Annotated in this window: 18 protein-coding genes and 1 tRNA gene; 11 read left to right on the top strand and 8 right to left on the bottom strand. The window is 67.1% G+C overall.

The window, feature by feature from the left end; genetic code table 11:
• Nucleotides 1-394 precede the first annotated feature (394 nt).
• The 3 genes from MUN73_RS11530 to MUN73_RS11520 form a co-directional block, all read right to left on the bottom strand.
• Nucleotides 395-1,318, bottom strand: a complete 924-nt coding sequence (locus MUN73_RS11530) for a TIGR03571 family LLM class oxidoreductase (RefSeq protein WP_250140616.1) — start codon at nucleotides 1,316-1,318, stop codon at nucleotides 395-397.
• Nucleotides 1,319-1,392: 74 nt separating this feature from the next.
• Nucleotides 1,393-2,451: a zinc-binding metallopeptidase family protein gene (locus MUN73_RS11525; RefSeq protein WP_250140615.1), complete on the bottom strand. Its 1,059-nt coding sequence runs from the start codon at nucleotides 2,449-2,451 to the stop codon at nucleotides 1,393-1,395.
• A gap of 122 nt (nucleotides 2,452-2,573) precedes the next feature.
• A complete protein-coding gene (locus MUN73_RS11520) occupies nucleotides 2,574-4,541 on the bottom strand; it encodes an aconitate hydratase (RefSeq protein ID WP_250140614.1) in 1,968 nt (655 codons plus the stop codon).
• A gap of 296 nt (nucleotides 4,542-4,837) precedes the next feature.
• On the opposite strand from MUN73_RS11520, the gene MUN73_RS11515 reads away from it, so the two are divergent.
• On the top strand, nucleotides 4,838-5,320 hold the full coding sequence (locus tag MUN73_RS11515; protein WP_250140613.1) for a deoxyuridine 5'-triphosphate nucleotidohydrolase: 483 nt from the start codon (nucleotides 4,838-4,840) through the stop codon (nucleotides 5,318-5,320).
• 25 nt (nucleotides 5,321-5,345) lie between these two features.
• On the opposite strand, the gene MUN73_RS11510 is transcribed toward MUN73_RS11515, so the two are convergent.
• Nucleotides 5,346-5,621, bottom strand: a complete 276-nt coding sequence (locus MUN73_RS11510) for a hypothetical protein (protein WP_250140612.1) — start codon at nucleotides 5,619-5,621, stop codon at nucleotides 5,346-5,348.
• A gap of 191 nt (nucleotides 5,622-5,812) precedes the next feature.
• Here MUN73_RS11510 and MUN73_RS11505 point away from each other — a divergent pair, with 191 nt between their 5' ends.
• The 6 genes from MUN73_RS11505 to MUN73_RS11480 all read left to right on the top strand — a co-directional run bounded on the left by MUN73_RS11505 (nucleotide 5,813) and on the right by MUN73_RS11480 (nucleotide 9,394).
• Nucleotides 5,813-6,367 (top strand): metal-dependent hydrolase, encoded by a 555-nt coding sequence (locus MUN73_RS11505; protein ID WP_250140611.1) that lies wholly within the window; start codon nucleotides 5,813-5,815, stop codon nucleotides 6,365-6,367.
• 69 nt (nucleotides 6,368-6,436) lie between these two features.
• The gene (locus MUN73_RS11500) at nucleotides 6,437-6,901 is read left to right on the top strand and encodes a copper resistance protein CopD (RefSeq protein ID WP_250140610.1); all 465 of its coding nucleotides are present in this window, start codon (nucleotides 6,437-6,439) and stop codon (nucleotides 6,899-6,901) included.
• A gap of 92 nt (nucleotides 6,902-6,993) precedes the next feature.
• Complete coding sequence (locus MUN73_RS11495; protein ID WP_250140609.1) at nucleotides 6,994-7,422, top strand: hypothetical protein; 429 nt, start codon at nucleotides 6,994-6,996, stop codon at nucleotides 7,420-7,422.
• A 198-nt stretch (nucleotides 7,423-7,620) separates the two neighbouring features.
• Complete coding sequence (gene gnd, locus MUN73_RS11490; protein WP_250140608.1) at nucleotides 7,621-8,520, top strand: phosphogluconate dehydrogenase (NAD(+)-dependent, decarboxylating); 900 nt, start codon at nucleotides 7,621-7,623, stop codon at nucleotides 8,518-8,520.
• A 339-nt stretch (nucleotides 8,521-8,859) separates the two neighbouring features.
• The gene (locus tag MUN73_RS11485) at nucleotides 8,860-9,177 is read left to right on the top strand and encodes a HalOD1 output domain-containing protein (protein WP_250140607.1); all 318 of its coding nucleotides are present in this window, start codon (nucleotides 8,860-8,862) and stop codon (nucleotides 9,175-9,177) included.
• A 144-nt stretch (nucleotides 9,178-9,321) separates the two neighbouring features.
• A tRNA-Arg gene (locus MUN73_RS11480) sits at nucleotides 9,322-9,394 on the top strand.
• 167 nt (nucleotides 9,395-9,561) lie between these two features.
• Here MUN73_RS11480 and MUN73_RS11475 read toward each other — a convergent pair.
• Complete coding sequence (locus MUN73_RS11475) at nucleotides 9,562-10,914, bottom strand: MFS transporter (protein ID WP_265339171.1); 1,353 nt, start codon at nucleotides 10,912-10,914, stop codon at nucleotides 9,562-9,564.
• A 158-nt stretch (nucleotides 10,915-11,072) separates the two neighbouring features.
• On the opposite strand from MUN73_RS11475, the gene MUN73_RS11470 reads away from it, so the two are divergent.
• Nucleotides 11,073-11,666, top strand: coding sequence for a class I SAM-dependent methyltransferase (locus tag MUN73_RS11470; protein ID WP_250140605.1), 594 nt, complete (start codon nucleotides 11,073-11,075; stop codon nucleotides 11,664-11,666).
• Nucleotides 11,667-11,677: 11 nt separating this feature from the next.
• On the opposite strand, the gene MUN73_RS11465 is transcribed toward MUN73_RS11470, so the two are convergent.
• The gene (locus MUN73_RS11465) at nucleotides 11,678-12,922 is read right to left on the bottom strand and encodes a hypothetical protein (protein ID WP_250140604.1); all 1,245 of its coding nucleotides are present in this window, start codon (nucleotides 12,920-12,922) and stop codon (nucleotides 11,678-11,680) included.
• A 96-nt stretch (nucleotides 12,923-13,018) separates the two neighbouring features.
• Between MUN73_RS11465 and MUN73_RS11460 the strand changes: the two genes are divergently transcribed.
• Nucleotides 13,019-13,405: a DCC1-like thiol-disulfide oxidoreductase family protein gene (locus MUN73_RS11460; RefSeq protein ID WP_250140603.1), complete on the top strand. Its 387-nt coding sequence runs from the start codon at nucleotides 13,019-13,021 to the stop codon at nucleotides 13,403-13,405.
• A 69-nt stretch (nucleotides 13,406-13,474) separates the two neighbouring features.
• On the opposite strand, the gene MUN73_RS11455 is transcribed toward MUN73_RS11460, so the two are convergent.
• A complete protein-coding gene (locus tag MUN73_RS11455; protein WP_250140602.1) occupies nucleotides 13,475-14,266 on the bottom strand; it encodes an HpcH/HpaI aldolase family protein in 792 nt (263 codons plus the stop codon).
• A 144-nt stretch (nucleotides 14,267-14,410) separates the two neighbouring features.
• Here MUN73_RS11455 and MUN73_RS11450 point away from each other — a divergent pair, with 144 nt between their 5' ends.
• Both MUN73_RS11450 and MUN73_RS11445 read left to right on the top strand, forming a co-directional pair.
• Nucleotides 14,411-14,896: a cupin domain-containing protein gene (locus MUN73_RS11450; RefSeq protein ID WP_250140601.1), complete on the top strand. Its 486-nt coding sequence runs from the start codon at nucleotides 14,411-14,413 to the stop codon at nucleotides 14,894-14,896.
• A 147-nt stretch (nucleotides 14,897-15,043) separates the two neighbouring features.
• Nucleotides 15,044-15,829, top strand: coding sequence for a DUF6517 family protein (locus MUN73_RS11445; RefSeq protein ID WP_250140600.1), 786 nt, complete (start codon nucleotides 15,044-15,046; stop codon nucleotides 15,827-15,829).
• Between the two features lie 74 nt (nucleotides 15,830-15,903).
• Here MUN73_RS11445 and MUN73_RS11440 read toward each other — a convergent pair whose 3' ends face one another.
• On the bottom strand, nucleotides 15,904-16,197 hold the full coding sequence (locus MUN73_RS11440; RefSeq protein WP_250140599.1) for an Hsp20/alpha crystallin family protein: 294 nt from the start codon (nucleotides 16,195-16,197) through the stop codon (nucleotides 15,904-15,906).
• Between the last annotated feature and the right edge of the window lie 103 nt (nucleotides 16,198-16,300).

Below are 16,300 nucleotides of genomic sequence, written 5' to 3'. Positions count from 1 at the left end.
AACGCCGATAGTGTCGGCTCGATGAACTACGACTTCTTTTTGTCGCGTCGCTCTCGTCGACCGCGATCCTCTCGTCGAGCGGCAGTGATGTGTCCAGAAAACGGGAGCAGTGCTAGCTCAGCTACCGGTCGATCGGTGGCGATCGTTGAAAAACGGGAATGTCGTACCCCCCCAAGGGCGTGGAGACATCCCCCAACCGGTGATGTGTTCCCGTGGTGAGGAACACACGAGAACGTACCCACGATGGGCGTATTGTATTATTCTCGTTGACCACGTTACCGGTCTGCAGTATGCCGGTCAACAGGCGACAGACGGTTCAGAGATCGGGTATATCTCGAGTTGATCCGCTCTCTCGAGGGATTCGGACCCTGATCCGCTTCCGAAACTGCAGTGACTACAGTTCGTCGATGATCTCCTCTCCAAACTGCGTGAGCCCCTGCTCGGAATCCTCGTTCTCGATCGAAACGATCGCGTGATCGACGCCCAGGTTGTCGAGCCGCCGGAAGTAGTCCCGGAACCACTCGACGCCGGCGCGGTATCCCTGGTGCAGCGGTTCGGGGTCCGCCGTCGGATCGTCCGCGAATTCGACGCAGACGACCATCGTGAACGGCTTTGCGCCCGCGTCGGCGCGCCAGTCGGTGAGATAGCTCGCGAGCGTTTCCTCCGGGAGGTGGTAGAACAGCCAGCCGTCGCCGTGCGCGGCGATCCACTCGCGGGACTGGCGGGCGTGGCCCGTGGGCAACAGGGGGAGCGTCTCGGACGTCGGCTTCGGGACGACGTCGAGGTCTCCCTCGAGCGCGCCCCAGTCGCCCTCGAGTTCGGGATACTCCTCCCGCCAGACCGTCCGGAGGACCTCGACGGCCTCCCGGAACCGATCGCCGCGGTCGTCGGGGTCGACGTCGAACGCGGGAAACTCGGGATCGCGATCGCCGCTCGCGACGCCCAGGACGAGCCGGCCGTCCGAGAGTCGATCGACGGTCGCGGCCGCCTTCGCGACGTGCAGTGGGTGGCGCAACGTGAGGACGATGCTCGCGGTGCCGAGCGCGACCTCGTCGGTGTGGGCGGCGACCTGCGAGAGCCACGGCCACGTATCGACGGTCTGGCCCGCGTCGCCGAACTTCGGCCAGTAGGTCGGAACGTCGCGTGCCCAGAGGCCGCCGAAGCCGACGGCTTCCGCGTGGGCAGCGAGGCGCAGTTCCTCGTCGATCGGGGGCGTCGATCGGCTCGTCCCCGTGAGGGGGAAGCCGGTGCCGAAGGTGAGTCCGTCGTCGTCGAACAGCCGTCGATACCCCTCGTTTTCGTGTCCGCGGGTCGGCATTCGGTCGAGCTATCGGCTCCGATCGGATGTCGGTACCGGTTCCGACACCGGGTCCGATTCTCGAGCCCTGGTGCTCAGATGTCGACGGCGAACGGAGCGAACTCGTGTGCGTTGCTCGCGAACGCCCCGAGAAGCGTCGCCACGGCCTCGAGATCGTCGGTATCGATCACCTCGACGGGAGTGTGCATGTACCGGTTGGGGACGCTGACGACTTGTGAGGGAATCCCGCCGGCCGCGGTGAAGAAGCCGTCGGCGTCCGTCCCCGTTCCGAGGCCGAGTGCCTCGACTTGCACCTCGACGTCGCGGTCGTCGGCGATCGATCGCAGGGCCTCGAACAGCACCGGATGATTCGTACTCCCCCGTCCCAGCGCCGGCCCCTCGCCGAGTTCCATCCGGCTCGTCTTCTCGCTCGGCGCGGAGGGGTAGTCGACGGCGTGGCCGACGTCGACGGCGACGACGGCGTCCGGCTCGAGGTCGAACCCGACCATCTGCGCCCCCTTGACGCCGACTTCCTCCTGGACGGTGGAGACGGCGTAGACGGTTGCTTCGGTGCCGGCATTGACGGCCTGCCGGAAGCCCTCGGCGGCGGCCCACGTCCCGACGCGATTGTCGAGCCCGCGGGCGGCGAGACGCGTCTCCGAAAGCCAGGAAACCGTCGACGAGAACGTGATCGGGTCGCCGATATCGAGGCGCTCGGTCGCTTCGTCCTCGCTCTCGGCCCCGATGTCGATCCAGAGGTCCGAGATTTCGGTGTCGTCGTCCTCCTCGCGAAGGTGGATCGCCGTCTGCCCGACGACACCCTCGACGGGACCGTCCGCGGCGTGAATCGTCACGTGCTGGCCCTGGGAAACCGACGGATCGCTGCCGCCGATTCGACCCGGCCTGACGAACCCGTCCTCGTCGATCGATCTGACGATGAAGCCGATCTCGTCGGCGTGGCCGGTGAGAACTACTTCCGGTGCGTCGGGGTCGCCCTCGTGGACGGCGATGGCGTTCCCGTAGGCGTCCGTCCGGACGTCGTCCGCGAACTGTTCGACGTAGTCCATCCAGACGCGCTGTCCGCGGGTTTCGAAGCCCGATGGCGAGGGCGTCTCGAGCAGTTCGACGAGAACGTCCTGCGATGTCGAGTCCATATCCGGATCGTACGGACCCGCTGTTGAATAGCTCACCGAACGTCCAGCCGTTCTTTTCGGGCCCAGTAGCGACTGTCCGTCGGCGCCGTCAAAAAAGGGAGAATCGAAGCGTCGTGGCGCGATCAGTCGTCGGCGGGTGCGGCGCCGCTTCCCTCGGCCTGTTCTTTCGTCCAGGCGAGTTTGCCACCGGCGGCGAGGATGTCGCGTTCGCGCTCGGAGGCGTCGAGCGTCGCGGTGAACTCCTCGTCGCCGACGCGGACCGTGAACTCCTCCTGGCCGGAGGTGACGGCGTCGTAGACGTCGTCGACGATCTCGATCTCGTCGCCCTGGTCGATCGACTCGTAGGTCTCCTCGTCGATCGTCAGCGGGACGATGCCGAAGTTGAAGAGGTTCGCGCGGTGGATGCGCGCGAAGCTCTGTGCGAGGACGCCCTCGATGCCGAGGTACATCGGACAGAGGGCGGCGTGTTCGCGCGAGGAGCCCTGCCCGTAGTTCTCGCCGGCGACGAGGAAGCCGCCGTCGGCCTCGAGCGCGCGCTCGGCGAAGGTGTCGTCGACGCGCGAGAGCGTGAACTCGCTCAGTTTGGGGACGTTCGACCGGTACATCAGGATGTCCTGGGTCGCAGGGATGATGTGGTCGGTCGTGATGTTGTCCTCCATCTTGAGCAGCGCCTCGCCTTCGATGTCGGAGCCCAACTGATCCTTCAGCGGGACGTCACCGATGTTCGGGCCCTTGATGAGTTCGTCGTCGACGGCCTCGTCGGGGCTGATGAGGTCGGTCTTGGAGCCGGTGTACTCGTCGGGGAGTTCGACGCCGGGGGCCTCGAGGTCGCCGAGTTCGTCCGCCAGGTCCCGCGGATCGACGATTTCGCCCTTGATCGCGGCGGCGGCCGCGACCTCCGGCGAACAGAGGTAGACGTTGTCGTCCTCGATGCCGGAGCGACCCTCGAAGTTGCGGTTGAAGGTCCGCAGCGAGACGGAGTCGGAGGACGGCACGTGACCGATCCCGATACACGCACCGCAGGTGGCCTCGGAGAAGTTGACGCCGGCGGCCATCATCTCCGCGACCCACCCCTCGCGGGCGAGCATCTCGGAGGCCTGTTTGGATCCGGGGGCGACGATCGTCTCGGTCTCCATCGAGACTTCGCGGCCCTCGAGCATCTTCGCGACGGGGAGGATGTCCTCGTAGCCGCCGTTGGTACAGGAGCCGACGATGACCTGCTCGACGGACTGGCCGGCCGCCTCGCTGACGGGGACGACGTTGTCCGGCATCGACGGCTGGGCGATCAGCGGTTCGAGATCCGAGAGGTCGACGACGATCTCGTCGTCGTACTCGGCGTCCTCGTCGGGCTGGAGTTCGACGTACTCGTCGCCGCGGCCGACGCGTTCCAGGTAGTCCTGGGTCTGCTCGTCGGTCGGGAAGATCGACGTGGTCGCGCCGAGTTCCGTGCCCATGTTGGTAATGGTCATCCGCTCGGGCGCGGTGAGCGTCTCGACGCCGGGCCCGGTGTACTCGAGGATCTTGCCGACGCCGCCCTTCACGGAGAGACGTCGCAGCATCTCGAGGATGATGTCCTTCGCGGTGGCCCACTCGGGGAGTTCGCCCTCGAGTCGGACGTTGACGATCTCGGGCATCTCGATGTAGTAGGGTGCGCCACCCATCGCGACGGTGACGTCGATCCCGCCGGCACCGATCGCGAGCTGGCCGAGGCCGCCGGGGGTCGGGGTGTGAGAGTCCGAACCCAGCAGCGTCTTGCCGGGGGCCGCGAAGTTCTCGCGGTGGACGTTGTGACAGATACCGTTACCGGGGCGAGAGAAGTGAGCGCCGTATTTGCCGGCCGCAGAACGCAGGAAACGGTGGTCGTCGGTGTTCTTGAAGTCGAACTGGTAGGTCTGGTGGTCGCAGTACTGGGCGGCGATTTCGGTCTGGACCTCGTCCAGCCCCATCGCCTCGAACTGGAGCCAGACCATCGTGCCTGTCGTGTCCTGGGTGAGTACCTGGTCGATCTCGATCCCGATCTCCTCGCCGGTCTCGAGTTCGCCCTCGACGAGGTGGTCGTCGAGAACCTTTTCGGTAAGAGTCTGTCCCATAGCACCCGAATCTCGGCTGTCCGTCCTGATAAAACCAGCGTGTTTCTGTAGGGATCGACCGTGTGAATTCCCCGCCAGTATAGCAGTTTTCGAGTAATTTTTGCCAGCTCACTGGACGCCCGTCGAACGGGACGCGATCGATCGAAACCTCCGTCCGCCGTCGTCGCCGACCGAGATTCGTCGTTCGCCGGCGTCGCCGATCGGATCCCCCTGTCGGCTGGCCGCTGTCCGTCGGCGGTTCGCGAGGACCGTCGGCGAACGAACGGCTTATCTCACTTCCGGGGCGTTGCGTGGATATGTTCCGTTCAGGTGCGTTCGTCGCCGACCACGTCTCGCCGATCGACGAGGAGCAGGTCCAGCCCAACGGCGTCGATCTCACCGTCGACGTCGTCTTCGAGCAACTGGAACCCGGTCGGATCGGCCGGGACGACAAGCAGATCGGCGATCGGATCGCCCGCCCGCTCGAGGAACTCGAGCAGAAGGATCCCGACACCTACTACCTCCCCGAGGGAGCCTACGTCGCCCGCTACGGCGAGCGGATCGCGATCCCGGAGGGTCACGTCGGCTTCGTCTACCCGCGATCGTCGCTCATGCGCAACTCCTGTATGCTCAACACGGCGGTCTGGGACGCCGGCTACGAGGGCCGCGGCGAGGGTCTGTTGCAGGTCCACCACGACGTCGAGATCGAACGCGGGGCCCGGATCGCCCAGCTGGTGTTCGCCGAGGCGAACCACGAGGACGTCTACGACGGCAGCTACCAGGGCGAACATATCGAGTGACGCGATTCGATCGGGCTCCGCCCGCCTACCCTCCGTCGTCAGTTTCGTTGTCAGTCTCGTTCTCGGCGTCGTCCGACTCGTTGTCCGACTCGTTCCCCATGTCCTCGTCCTCGTCCCGCTCCTGACCGTTGCCCGTCCCCTCTTCGGCCTCCGGTTCGCCGTCGTCCTCTTCTCCGCCTCCCTCTTCGCCGGGGCCGCCACAGCCCGCTAGGAGGGCGGTCGTCGCGGCCGCCGTCGCCGTCCCGATGAAACGTCGGCGCGTTCGCGTCTCGACTTCTCGCGATCGCTCGGACTGATCCATGATCGTGATTCCACTGCCGCGCCGATAAGCCGGACGCAAGCACTCGCACGGTCGAAGCGGGCTCGACGCGATCGCTCTCTCCCGGCGATCGTTCCGCTCCGGGATCGCACTCGAGGGGCGAGGACCCGATCGGCGCCGTTTCCCCTGCCGTTTCGCGTAGCGTTTTGGCGATCGGCCGCCTACGCCGAGCCATGATGGCGACGACGCACGCGTTCGCGGGGCTCGCAGCCGTCGCCCCCGTCGCCTACGCCGCGCCGGAGTTCGCCGGTCCGCTCGCCGTCGGCGCGATCCTCGGCGGCCTCGCGCCCGACCTCGATCTCGTCCTCGAGCACCGGCGGAGCTTCCACTTTCCCGTCGCCGGCGTCGTGCCGGCGGTGCTCGCGGCGACGCTCGCCGCGCTCGTTCCGACCGCGCTCACCGTCGCTCTCGCGGCGGTCGCGGTGGCCGCGTGGCTTCACGCGGCGAGCGACGCCCTCGGCGGCGGGCCGGAGATGGATCCCTGGACGAACCCGAGCGATCGGGCGGTCTACGATCACGTTCGCGGTCGGTGGCTGCGCCCGCGCCGATGGATTCGGTACGACGGCGCACCCGAAGACGCCGCGGTCGCCGTCGCGCTCGCGGTGCCTGCCCTGTTCGTCTTCGACGGCTGGTTCCCTGCGGTCGTCCTCGGCGGGATCGCAGTCTCGCTCGTCTACGCCGGCGTCCGGCGACGGTTGGTCGCGTGGACGCCCGAGTGGCTCGAGTGAGCGGGCGCTCGCGGCCGATCCCGTCCGCGAGTCGGAACGCTGATACCATCGTGCTTCGAGTCACCCTGTATGATCGATACGTTTCTCGCCCAGACGACGCACCTGCTCTTTGCCGCGATCTGGGCCGGCAGCGTCTTCTACGTCGCGTTCGTCGTGGTTCCGCTCGCTCGAGATGGAGCGTTCAACACGACGAAGCCGCTCGAACGGATCGCGGGTCGACTTACGACGATTTCGCGGGTGAGCGCGCTGGTCCTGTTACTCACCGGCGGCCACCTCGCGGGGACCCGATACACTGCCGACAGGCTCGTTGGGTCCACGAACGGCCAGCTGGTGATCGCCATGGTCGTGCTCTGGCTCGCGTTCGCCGGCCTCGTCGAGGTCGGCTCCAAGCGGTTCGAAGCCGGTCTCAACGGGAAGAAACTCCGCGAACCCGCCGCCGACGCGTTGCCGTTCTACCGGGCGGCGGCGGTCGTCGGCCTCGCCCTGCTCGTCGTAGCCGGCGCGATCACGACGAACCTGTCGGCGGCCCTCTAGGGGCGGCGCGTCGACTGCGACTCGATGGCAATCATCGACGTCAGACATTCCGCCGAAAGATACTTAATCGGTTACTGTTACGTACTCGCATAATGATCAGGGGCAAAGAGATCGGGCTCTCACTTCTCGCGGTCGGAACGGCCGCTGCTGCCGGCTACGTGCTTCGATCGGGCCGTTCGCGCACGTCGTCGGCACGATCGAAGGCGGATCTCGGCGCGCGAATCGTCGAGGACGTGCCGACCGGCGCGACCGTCGTCGACGCGACGTCCAACCAGCTGGATCGCATCCCCGGCGCGCGACGCGCGATCGATCGGGCGGTCCGCAACGACGCGCGCGAGGAGTGGGAACACGTCACCCTCGACCGCGACGGCGCGTGGTCGGTCGTCGACGCCGTCCGGAGTTCGCTCCCGTACTACGACGCCGCCGGCTGCGAGTACAACGGCGTCTACGTTCGCTACGAGGACCGGATCGTCGTCCTCGATGCGATCGGCTGGGCCCGCCTGGAGGACCCGGTCTACTGACGCCGCTCGACCGGTCCAGGGTCACGAACCGGGAGCCCCGGCTATCGATCGCCGCCGCACCGTCTACGCCGCGCTCTTCTCGCCTGCGACGCGTCGTCGCCTCCAGAACCCTCCCCCGGCACGTTCGGTGGCCCGCCCGGTCGAGCGAGCGGCCGCCGAATCACAACCACTACCTCGTAGCATCGCCCAGCATCGACCATGCAACTGGGCGTAATCGGACTCGGACGCATGGGACAGACCGTCGTCGATCGCACGCTGGCGGCGGGCCACGACATCGTCGCCTTCGACCTCGACGCCGAGGCCATCGCGACGGCCGCCGACGCGGGTGCGGAACCGGCGGACTCGATCGACGACCTCGTCGATCGGCTCGGGGCGGACAAGCGCATCTGGCTGATGGTCCCGGCGGGCGAGGCGGTCGACGTCACGCTCGAGGAACTCGAACCCCACCTCGACGGCGACGACGTGGTGGTCGACGGCGGCAACTCCTACTTCGAGGACTCCGTCCGCCGCGCGGAGTCTTGCCCCGCGGCGTACCTGGACTGTGGCACCTCCGGCGGCCCCGCCGGGGCGGAACTCGGCTTCTCCCTGATGGTCGGCGGTCCCGAGTGGGCATACGACGAACTGACGCCCGTCTTCGACGCCGTCGCGACCGGCCCCGACGGCCACGAGCGGATGGGGTCCGCGGGATCGGGTCACTACGTCAAGATGGTCCACAACGGCGTCGAGTACGCGCTGATGCAGGCCTACGGCGAGGGGTTCGAACTCCTCCACGAGGGCCGGTACGACCTCGATCTCGAATCCGTGGCGTCGGTCTGGAACAACGGCGCGGTCATCCGCTCGTGGCTGCTCGAACTCTGTGAGGAGGCGTTCCGCGAGGAGGGGACCGACCTCGGCGACGTCGCCGATCGGGTCGAGGGCGGATCGACCGGGACGTGGACGGTCCAGGAGGCCCTCGAACAGGAGGTGCCGCTGCCGCTGATCTACACCTCGCTCGCCGAACGGTTCGGCTCGCGGGCCGACGACGGCCGGTTCTCGCGTCGGCTGGCGAACCGACTCCGGTACGGGTTCGGCCGGCACGAGGTCCCACGACGGGAGTGAGTCGGTAGCACCGCCGTGTCGCTCCCGTGGTGCTGTGGGGTACCGCCGTGTTCCGACCACCGACGAATATTTTTGAATGGTGCTCCCCGACGGGTGGTGCGGAATCGAACGGGCTCCCCGTCCGACGAATCTCGACGGCGTTTCGGCTATCGTCGAGTGACCGACCGTCGAACCGTCGTCCGGTACCGGAATCTCCGTCTCCGTTCCCGAAACGCGATCACGGATCGACGCCGTCCGCGGGATATTCGCTCATCGCCGCCCGAACGATTTTTCTATCTTCCCGAACGCGAGCGGAATATTGAGTCATTCTCTTTACCTCCGATCACCTCACCAGTAGTGATGAACACCTCGAGCACGTCTACGAGAGTTGGCCCGGCGGACGATCGACGACCCAGTACGGCCGTCATCGATCTGCTGGCTCGCGTCGAAGGGGTGGACCCGCTCGACCTCGAGCCTCTCTACTCCGCGATCGATCCCGACGCACTCGATGCCCTCTGCCAGTCGGGATCCGGGTTCGACTCGATCGAGTTCACCTACGGTGACCACGCCGTCACCGTCGCGGCGACCGACGGCGAACTCGAGATCACGATCGATCGAGGCCCGTCCCCGGTCGGGGACCCGTCCGGGTGCGGGGCGGCGGACACCTCGTCGCTGTAATACGGTTTACTGTACGTCATTTCCGGCGCAACCACGATCTGGGCGGCGGTTGCGCCGGTACATCGTTACAGCAATCCGTATAAGTCGTCGACGGGCGATCGGAAGGGGAACCGTTATGTCGTCGATCGCACTAGGTTTTTTCGAGGGCGCGTAGCTCAGTGGACAGAGTTCTTGGTTCCGGACCAAGATGTCGGGGGTTCAAATCCCTCCGCGCCCGTCGTTCTGCCGCGAACAACGACGTGAGCGGCAGCGACGGTAGAGGGATTCGAAGTAGAGAACGGCGAGTGAAACGAGCCGTTCGCGTGGTTCAAATCCCGTCGCGCCCGTATTCTGGCGGTCAGGTTCTGTTCGGTGTCGTCGATCGGGCCGAGCCCCTGCCGCCCGCTACCACTCGGTGAGGGCGTTCGCCCCGTGGACCCACACCAGAATGAGGAGGAACGAACCGACGCCGGTCAGCGCGAACGCGCCGCCGACGTAGAAGACCGACGCCATGCTCACCTCGTACATGAGCCACCCGCCGAGCAATGGTGCGATCACGCTTCCCGGTCGCCAGACGAGTTCGCGGATGCCGAAACTCGAGGCGACACCTCCGTCGGCGGTCCCCTCGTCGGCGAACAGGGCCATGCTCGCCGGTTCGCGGAAACTGTCCGCGACGCCCAGCAGTCCCGAGAGTGCGACGAGCGGCAGGAACGCCGGCGAAACCTCGCCGAACAGCGTGACCTGCGTCGGGACCGTTCCGATCGGCAGCGCGGCGCCGGCGAGCACCGTCGGGATCGCCACGACGAGTTCGGACGGTGCGCCGATCGCAGTGCCGATCGCCGGCGACAGGGGGACGAACAGCGCGATGAGGCCGTACGCGCCGCCGCCCGCGAAGACGAACAGTGCTCGCCCGTAGCCGTCCGAGAGCCGGCCCGTGAACGGCTGACAGCACATGTTGGTGAACTTCTCGGCGACGACCGTGAGCGCGACGGCGAGACCGCCGTAGGCCAGTCCGCCCTGGGCGGCGGCGACGCCCGCGAAGATCGGCACCCACGTTCGAACCAGCGTGACCGAAAACGCGTACTGGAACCGAAAGCTCGAGAGGGTGAGAATGCGTCGGTTGAGCGCCAGGTCGGCGAACGGAAAGCCGTGGATGCGCGTCTCGTCGCCCTCGAGGAACCGGACCGTGCCGAGCCACGCGACGAGCATGAGCGCGACGATGATCGCGAAGATCGGGCCGAAGCCGAACGCCTCGTAGAGCGTCCCCGCACCGAGACTTCCGGCGATCGACGCGGCGAAGCTCGCCGCGTTCGCTTTCCCGATGTAGTTCGCTCGCGTGTCACCCCCGGCGAGCTGGCCGACCAGTGACAGCGACATCAGCCCGGCACCGGTGACGGCGACCCCCTGTAGCGCCCGGATCGCGATGAACGACGCGCTCGAGTCGACGATCGGGAACAGCCCGTAGACGCCGATCCCGATCCCGAGGACGACGAGCAGGACGGTTCGCTTGTCGAAGCGATCGCCGGCCCACGCGACCGGAACGACGGCGACGGTCTGGGCGAGGGTAAAGCCGGTCGTGTACAGCCCGACGACGAGGCCGGCCCCGATCGTCACGCCGAGGATCGTCGTGCCGGAGGGATCGAGCGCGTTGATGTAGTACGGCAGGAGCGTGATCAACGTGATGAACCCGAACCCTTCCGCGAAGCGGGCGAGATAGAGCGCCCAGAACTGGAGTCGATCGTCGTTCACACCGCTCATTTCGAAGACGGTGAAAAAGCCGTTTCGAATCGAAGCCTCGCGTGGCGCATCGCCCCGGATCGAACTCGTGAGGGACCGCGCTCGATCGCGACCGCGGAAATTCCCGGCCCGTTAGCAGTGGCCGATCGATTATACGATCGGAATTCGAACGTTCCGCCATGGACCGCTTCCGGAACACCGGACAGCCGGACTGGGACTGGTGGGGACGACTCTGGCCGACGCCCGGAGAGACGCTCCGGCGGCTCGGGGTCGCGGCCGGCGACTCCCTCGTCGAGATCGGGTGTGGAAACGGCTACTTCGCGCTTCCGGCCGCCCGGATCACCGATCCGGCCCCGGTCTACGCCCTCGACCTCGACGAGACGTTGCTCGGAGAACTCGAGACGATCGCTGACCAACAGGGCGTCGAGAACGTCGTCCCCGTCCGCGGCGACGCCCGATCGCTCACCTCCCACCTGCCGGAGCCCGTCGACGTCTGCCTGTGCGCGAACGCGTTTCACGGGATCGAGGACCCGACGGCGTTCGTCGAGCAAGTCGGTGCGGCACTCGACCCGGACGGAACGTTCGTCGTCGTCAACTGGCTCCCGCTCCCGAGAGCGGAGACGACGATCGCAGGCGATCCGCGAGGTCCCCCGACCGAACTCCGGCTCTCGCCTGCAGAAACCCGGTCTCTCGTCACCGACGCCGGCGACTTCGATCGGGGTCGGCGGATCGACCTGCCGCCGTACCACTACGGGCTGGTCTTCGAGCGCTAGCCGGGACGGTCTTAGACGGCCTCCCGAAGCGCCCAGCGATCCTCGATCGGCTCCAGCCGGTGGGGCTCCGCGCCCCGTTCGGCCAGGATGCCGGTGTGATACAGCATCGCCTTCAGCTGGAAGACGGTCGGCGAGTGGTAGACGGTGCCGTCCTCGAGCGGGGCCGATCGCAACGCCCCGTCGTCGGTCAGGACCCGGCTCCGGACGGCCTCGTCGCCGCGAACGAACAGCTCGATCGTGAACGAGGGGTGGAGTTCGTGCAGGTACTCGACCAGGTCCACGAGCGACGGGTCCGTGATCCCGTCGTCGTGCATGCACTGCAGTTCCGTGACGAGCAGCTCCGTGGCCTCGTAGTCGAAGACGACCCGCCGTGCGAGCCGGCCCCACGCGGGCGCGAGGTCGACGAACCGTTTACGCGATCGGTACCAGTCCTGGAACTCCGCGAGGGCGGCCTCGACGGTGCCGTTGCGGGCCAGCGCGAACCGGACGACCTCCTGACCGAGCGAGGTCAGTTCCGGGCCGTTCGGTCCGTCGTCGATCAGTCCGAGGAACCGCGCCCCGCGTTTCGCGTCCCGAACCGCGCCGACGACGTCGTACTCGGACAGCAGGGACGCGGTATCGCCGTCGGCGTAGTGTGCGAGCGGATAGCCGAGGTAGTTCTTCGGGTGGTTCAGTCCGAACGAGGCGTCCGCGACGCCCTGTGCGCTGGCCTGGAAGCGCAACGCGGTCGCCTCCGTCGAGGTCCGGTTGCCGACGACCCGCGGGCGCTCGAGCACCGCCACGTCGCCCGTCGAATCGACGCCGAGGACGCCGACGTTGAGTTCTCTGGCGAGCGTCCGATCGGTCGCGGAAATCGCGGCCGCCGGCGCGGCGACGTACGCCACGTTCGCCTCGTGGAGTCGATCGTGGGCCTGGGCGATCCCGAGGTGGGTGTCGACGCCGTTGCTGGTCTCGCCTTTCGCCTCGATGGCGATCAGCGGCGGCTCCTCGCCCAGCCGATCGACGGCCAGCAGGTCGGACTCGAGGCGGCCCACGCCCACGAGGTCGGGATAGCCGCCGCCGATCTGGACGTGGTTGAACGGGGCCAGCCGATCGCGCACGTCGGGCCGGATGGGCCGGCCGGGGAGCCACTCGTCCCGTGCGAACTGCGTGTCGGCGACGGCGTACGATCGGCGCTTCTCGTTGGTCGGAAAGAGCCGCCGCTTCGCGTGGGCCAGAACCTGCGGTTCCGAGAGCGATCGGGCCGCACTGCTCATGCCCTTCGATTGACCAGAACCGTCAATAATGTTCTGCCCCGCGCTCGATCGCGGAGCGGAGCCAGAGGTTAGTGCCTCCGGCACGACGTCGCTAGTATGCCCGAGCCGACCCTCGTCTACGACGACGACTGCGGGTTCTGTACGTGGTGGGCCGAGTACGTCGACGAGCTATCGGACCTCCGCGTCGTCGGCTTCAGCGACCTGACGCCCGACCTGCGCGATCGACTGCCGGAGTACTACGAGGAGTGTGCCCACCTCGTGACCGACGACCGGGTGTACTCCTGCGGGGCCTCGATCGAGGAGGCGCTCCGCCGCGTCGACAGGGGTGGCCCCGTCGACGACGCCGTCGACTTCCTCCGACACTTCGAGGACTACAGGCGCTTCCGCGAGGGGGCCTACCGGTTCGTCGCGGACAACCGCGACCTGTTCGGCAAGGTCCTCTCCCGGACCCCGCCGGCGCGGCGTTCGCGGGACGAGCGCTGAGCCCGATCGACCGTGGTCGTCGGGTTCGATCGGCTGTGCCCGCCGGCTTCGATCGGTTCCCTTCTTTCGTTATCCCTCGTACTCCTCGAGCCACGATCGCACCGTACTCCCGAGCGCGCCGGTCGTGCTCCCGAGGTTCAGGAGCTGGTACCCCGCGTCGGCTTTCTCGTTGACGTCGTCCATTCCGAACCCCAGTCCGCCGAGGGGGACGTCGGCGTCGATCGCCTGCTCCCGAATTTCTTCGACCGCGGCCTGGACCTCGTCGTGGGTCGGCTCGCCGGGGTGGCCGAGGGAGACGGCCAGATCGAGCGGGCCGGCGAACACGAACCCGAGGTCCGGGACGGCCAGGATTTCGTCGAGATTGTCGATCGCCGCGGGGGACTCGATCGTGACGCCGACGACGATTTCCTCGTCCTCGGTGTCGACGTAGTCGTCGGCGGTCCCCCACCGACTCGCGCGGGGATTGGCGAAGCCGCGTTTCCCTGGCTCGCCGTCGTACCGGAACCGGGCGGCTTCGACGGCCCGTCGAACGTCGTCCGCGGTCTCGATCCGCGAGACGAAGAGGTTCCGGACGCCGGCGTCCAGCGCCTTCCGGACCATCCCGGGATCGGGTTCCGGCAGTCGGACGAGAAGTTCGGTGCCGGAGACGTCCGCCGCCCGCAGGAGATCGGCCATTCGCTCGCCGTCCCAGGGGCTCGGACCGGCGTGTTCGAGGTCGATCCAGACGAAGTCCAGGCCGAGGTCGCCGTAGAACTCGACGAGATCCGGACTGTATGCGCTCTCGAGGACGCCGAGTGCGACCGCGTCGCTCTCGAGGGTCTCGCGAAGGTCGTTCGATCGTGGTGGGGCGGCTGGAGTCACGCTCGTGACGGACCATCGGTGACCGGATAAACCTTCGCGGGGCCTGTTCCGGCACTCGCCCCTATCGATCGACCGCCGCGCTCGCTCCCCTGGTCGCGCCGATCGAACCACTGTAATTTTGGGCCAGTGACACGAAGGCCGTCCATGGAGCACGTTTCGATCGACGAGATCGATCCCGACCCGTACGAGGACGCCTGGCAGTCCGATCGACGGCCGCTTTCGGACCCGCTGAACGCGACGTCCGTCGCGATCACGCGCTACGCCCTCGAACCGGGCGAGCGGTTCAGCGGGTCGGTGCATGCCCACGCGGACCAGGAGGAAGTGTTCGTCGTCCTCGAGGGGACGGCGTCGTTCGAGACGAGAGACGGCGAGATCACGGTCGAGGAAGACGAGGCGATCCGGTTCGCCCCGGGGGAGTTTCAGTCGGGGTTCAACGACGGTGAGGCGGCCCTGGTCGCGCTCGCGATCGGCGCGCCCAGGGAGACCGAGGACGTCCGGATCGATCGGATTCCCGTGCTCGACGATCGGGAGGTCCAGTGTCCCGACTGCGGACGCGACAGCGTGCGAATCTCGGACGGCGAGTCGGAGTTCGTCTGTCCGGACTGCGGCGCCGAACTGAATCTCGAGTAAATCGATGGCCGATCGGAACGCGGGACTCTCGGCTGATGATCGGCCCCGGGGACGGTCCTGCTCTCGGAGTCGATCGACGCGTTTCAACCATCGGAACGGTTCTAAACCCACTATATTCATGGTCCCCGAACCGAAAGAGCCGGCAAGATGAACCGCAGAACGGTCCTGGCCGGTGCCGGTAGCATCGGACTCGCGAGTCTCGCTGGCTGTCTCGGCCTGGCTGGCCTCGATACGCACGAATCCGCGCCTGCAGGCGTCGAAGCTGGCGTTCGAGAGGACACCGGGTACGAGCAGACCGGGATCGAACCGATCGAGATCACGGAATCGTTCGAGGTGGGTCCCTACTCGGAGACGATCACGGTGACGAACTACCTGACCGAACACGAGAAGGCGGTCGACATGGGCCCGATCGGCGACGCTCGGGGAGCCGTCTTCATGCTCCTGACGACCCCGCAGGTCTCGATCGCCGGCCGGGAGTTCAACCCGGTCGAGGAGATGACGACCACGGAACTCGTCGAACTGGTCGAGGACAACTACGATGGGATCGACGACATCTCTCACGAGGAGGACGAGACGGTCACGATCCTCGACCAGGAGACGACGATGTCCCGGTTCACTGCCAGCGCCGAGTTCGAGGGTCACCCCGTCGACGTCAGCCTGCACGCCACCGAGGCCGTCGAGACCGAGTCGGACCTGCTGGTCGCGATCGGGGTCTACCCGCAACGAGTCCGGACCGTAGAGGAGTCGAACGTGAAGGATCTCGCGGCCGGCGTCGTCGAGGATGCGGACGAATCCGCCAGCACCGGCGGAGCGGACGACGGCGACAACGACGAGGAGGGGGACGATGACGGATCCGGCGACGACGCAACCGACGACAACGAGACCGACGAGGAAGACGACGACGGTCTCGTGAGCATCTCGAGTGTTCGATAGCGATCCGCGGATCACCGACGGGGATCGCCGATCGACCACGTGACCGATCTCAGAAGTCGACTACGTGACCGATCTCAGTGCCGCCACCGGGGTTCCGTCCCGATCGAGACGGTGAGGACGCCGTTGTTGTAGCGAGCCTCGCGCTCCCCGGTAAAGTCGTGTCCTCGGGTCGGCGGCGCGACGGTCCAGACTTCGTCGCGCTCCGCGCGGGAGACCGTGATCCGAACGCGGGTCGGACTCGCTTCGACCGTGACGTCGTCGACGTCGGCAGGGGCTGCGTCGACGACGATCGTCAACTGCCGGGCGGATCGATCGTACAGGCCGCGGGCGGGGTGTGGGTGCGTGTCGGCGGACGTAGCGGGTGACACGGAGCCACGTACCGACGGGTAACGGAAACGAGTCAGCGTGTACACGTGGCCGCTTCATGTCGGCGGGGCCGACGCGGCCGGTTCGACGACGGCCCGATCCAGA

This window comes from Halosolutus amylolyticus, assembly GCF_023566055.1.
Lineage (GTDB): Archaea > Halobacteriota > Halobacteria > Halobacteriales > Natrialbaceae > Halosolutus > Halosolutus amylolyticus.
The sequence above is the reverse complement of the archived record's forward strand: the minus strand, read 5'-3'. Positions and strand labels throughout refer to the sequence as shown.

Excerpts from the sequence above, each read along its gene's own strand:
- MUN73_RS11530 (WP_250140616.1), bottom strand. The coding sequence starts at position 1,318 with ATGCCGACCCGCGGACACGAAAACGAGGGGTATCGACGGCTGTTCGAC.
- MUN73_RS11525 (WP_250140615.1), bottom strand. The coding sequence starts at position 2,451 with ATGGACTCGACATCGCAGGACGTTCTCGTCGAACTGCTCGAGACGCCC.
- MUN73_RS11520 (WP_250140614.1), bottom strand. The coding sequence starts at position 4,541 with ATGGGACAGACTCTTACCGAAAAGGTTCTCGACGACCACCTCGTCGAG.
- MUN73_RS11515 (WP_250140613.1), top strand. The coding sequence starts at position 4,838 with ATGTTCCGTTCAGGTGCGTTCGTCGCCGACCACGTCTCGCCGATCGAC.
- MUN73_RS11510 (WP_250140612.1), bottom strand. The coding sequence starts at position 5,621 with ATGGATCAGTCCGAGCGATCGCGAGAAGTCGAGACGCGAACGCGCCGA.
- MUN73_RS11505 (WP_250140611.1), top strand. The coding sequence starts at position 5,813 with ATGATGGCGACGACGCACGCGTTCGCGGGGCTCGCAGCCGTCGCCCCC.
- MUN73_RS11500 (WP_250140610.1), top strand. The coding sequence starts at position 6,437 with ATGATCGATACGTTTCTCGCCCAGACGACGCACCTGCTCTTTGCCGCG.
- MUN73_RS11495 (WP_250140609.1), top strand. The coding sequence starts at position 6,994 with ATGATCAGGGGCAAAGAGATCGGGCTCTCACTTCTCGCGGTCGGAACG.
- gnd (WP_250140608.1), top strand. The coding sequence starts at position 7,621 with ATGCAACTGGGCGTAATCGGACTCGGACGCATGGGACAGACCGTCGTC.
- MUN73_RS11485 (WP_250140607.1), top strand. The coding sequence starts at position 8,860 with ATGAACACCTCGAGCACGTCTACGAGAGTTGGCCCGGCGGACGATCGA.
- MUN73_RS11475 (WP_265339171.1), bottom strand. The coding sequence starts at position 10,914 with ATGAGCGGTGTGAACGACGATCGACTCCAGTTCTGGGCGCTCTATCTC.
- MUN73_RS11470 (WP_250140605.1), top strand. The coding sequence starts at position 11,073 with ATGGACCGCTTCCGGAACACCGGACAGCCGGACTGGGACTGGTGGGGA.
- MUN73_RS11465 (WP_250140604.1), bottom strand. The coding sequence starts at position 12,922 with ATGAGCAGTGCGGCCCGATCGCTCTCGGAACCGCAGGTTCTGGCCCAC.
- MUN73_RS11460 (WP_250140603.1), top strand. The coding sequence starts at position 13,019 with ATGCCCGAGCCGACCCTCGTCTACGACGACGACTGCGGGTTCTGTACG.
- MUN73_RS11450 (WP_250140601.1), top strand. The coding sequence starts at position 14,411 with ATGGAGCACGTTTCGATCGACGAGATCGATCCCGACCCGTACGAGGAC.
- MUN73_RS11445 (WP_250140600.1), top strand. The coding sequence starts at position 15,044 with ATGAACCGCAGAACGGTCCTGGCCGGTGCCGGTAGCATCGGACTCGCG.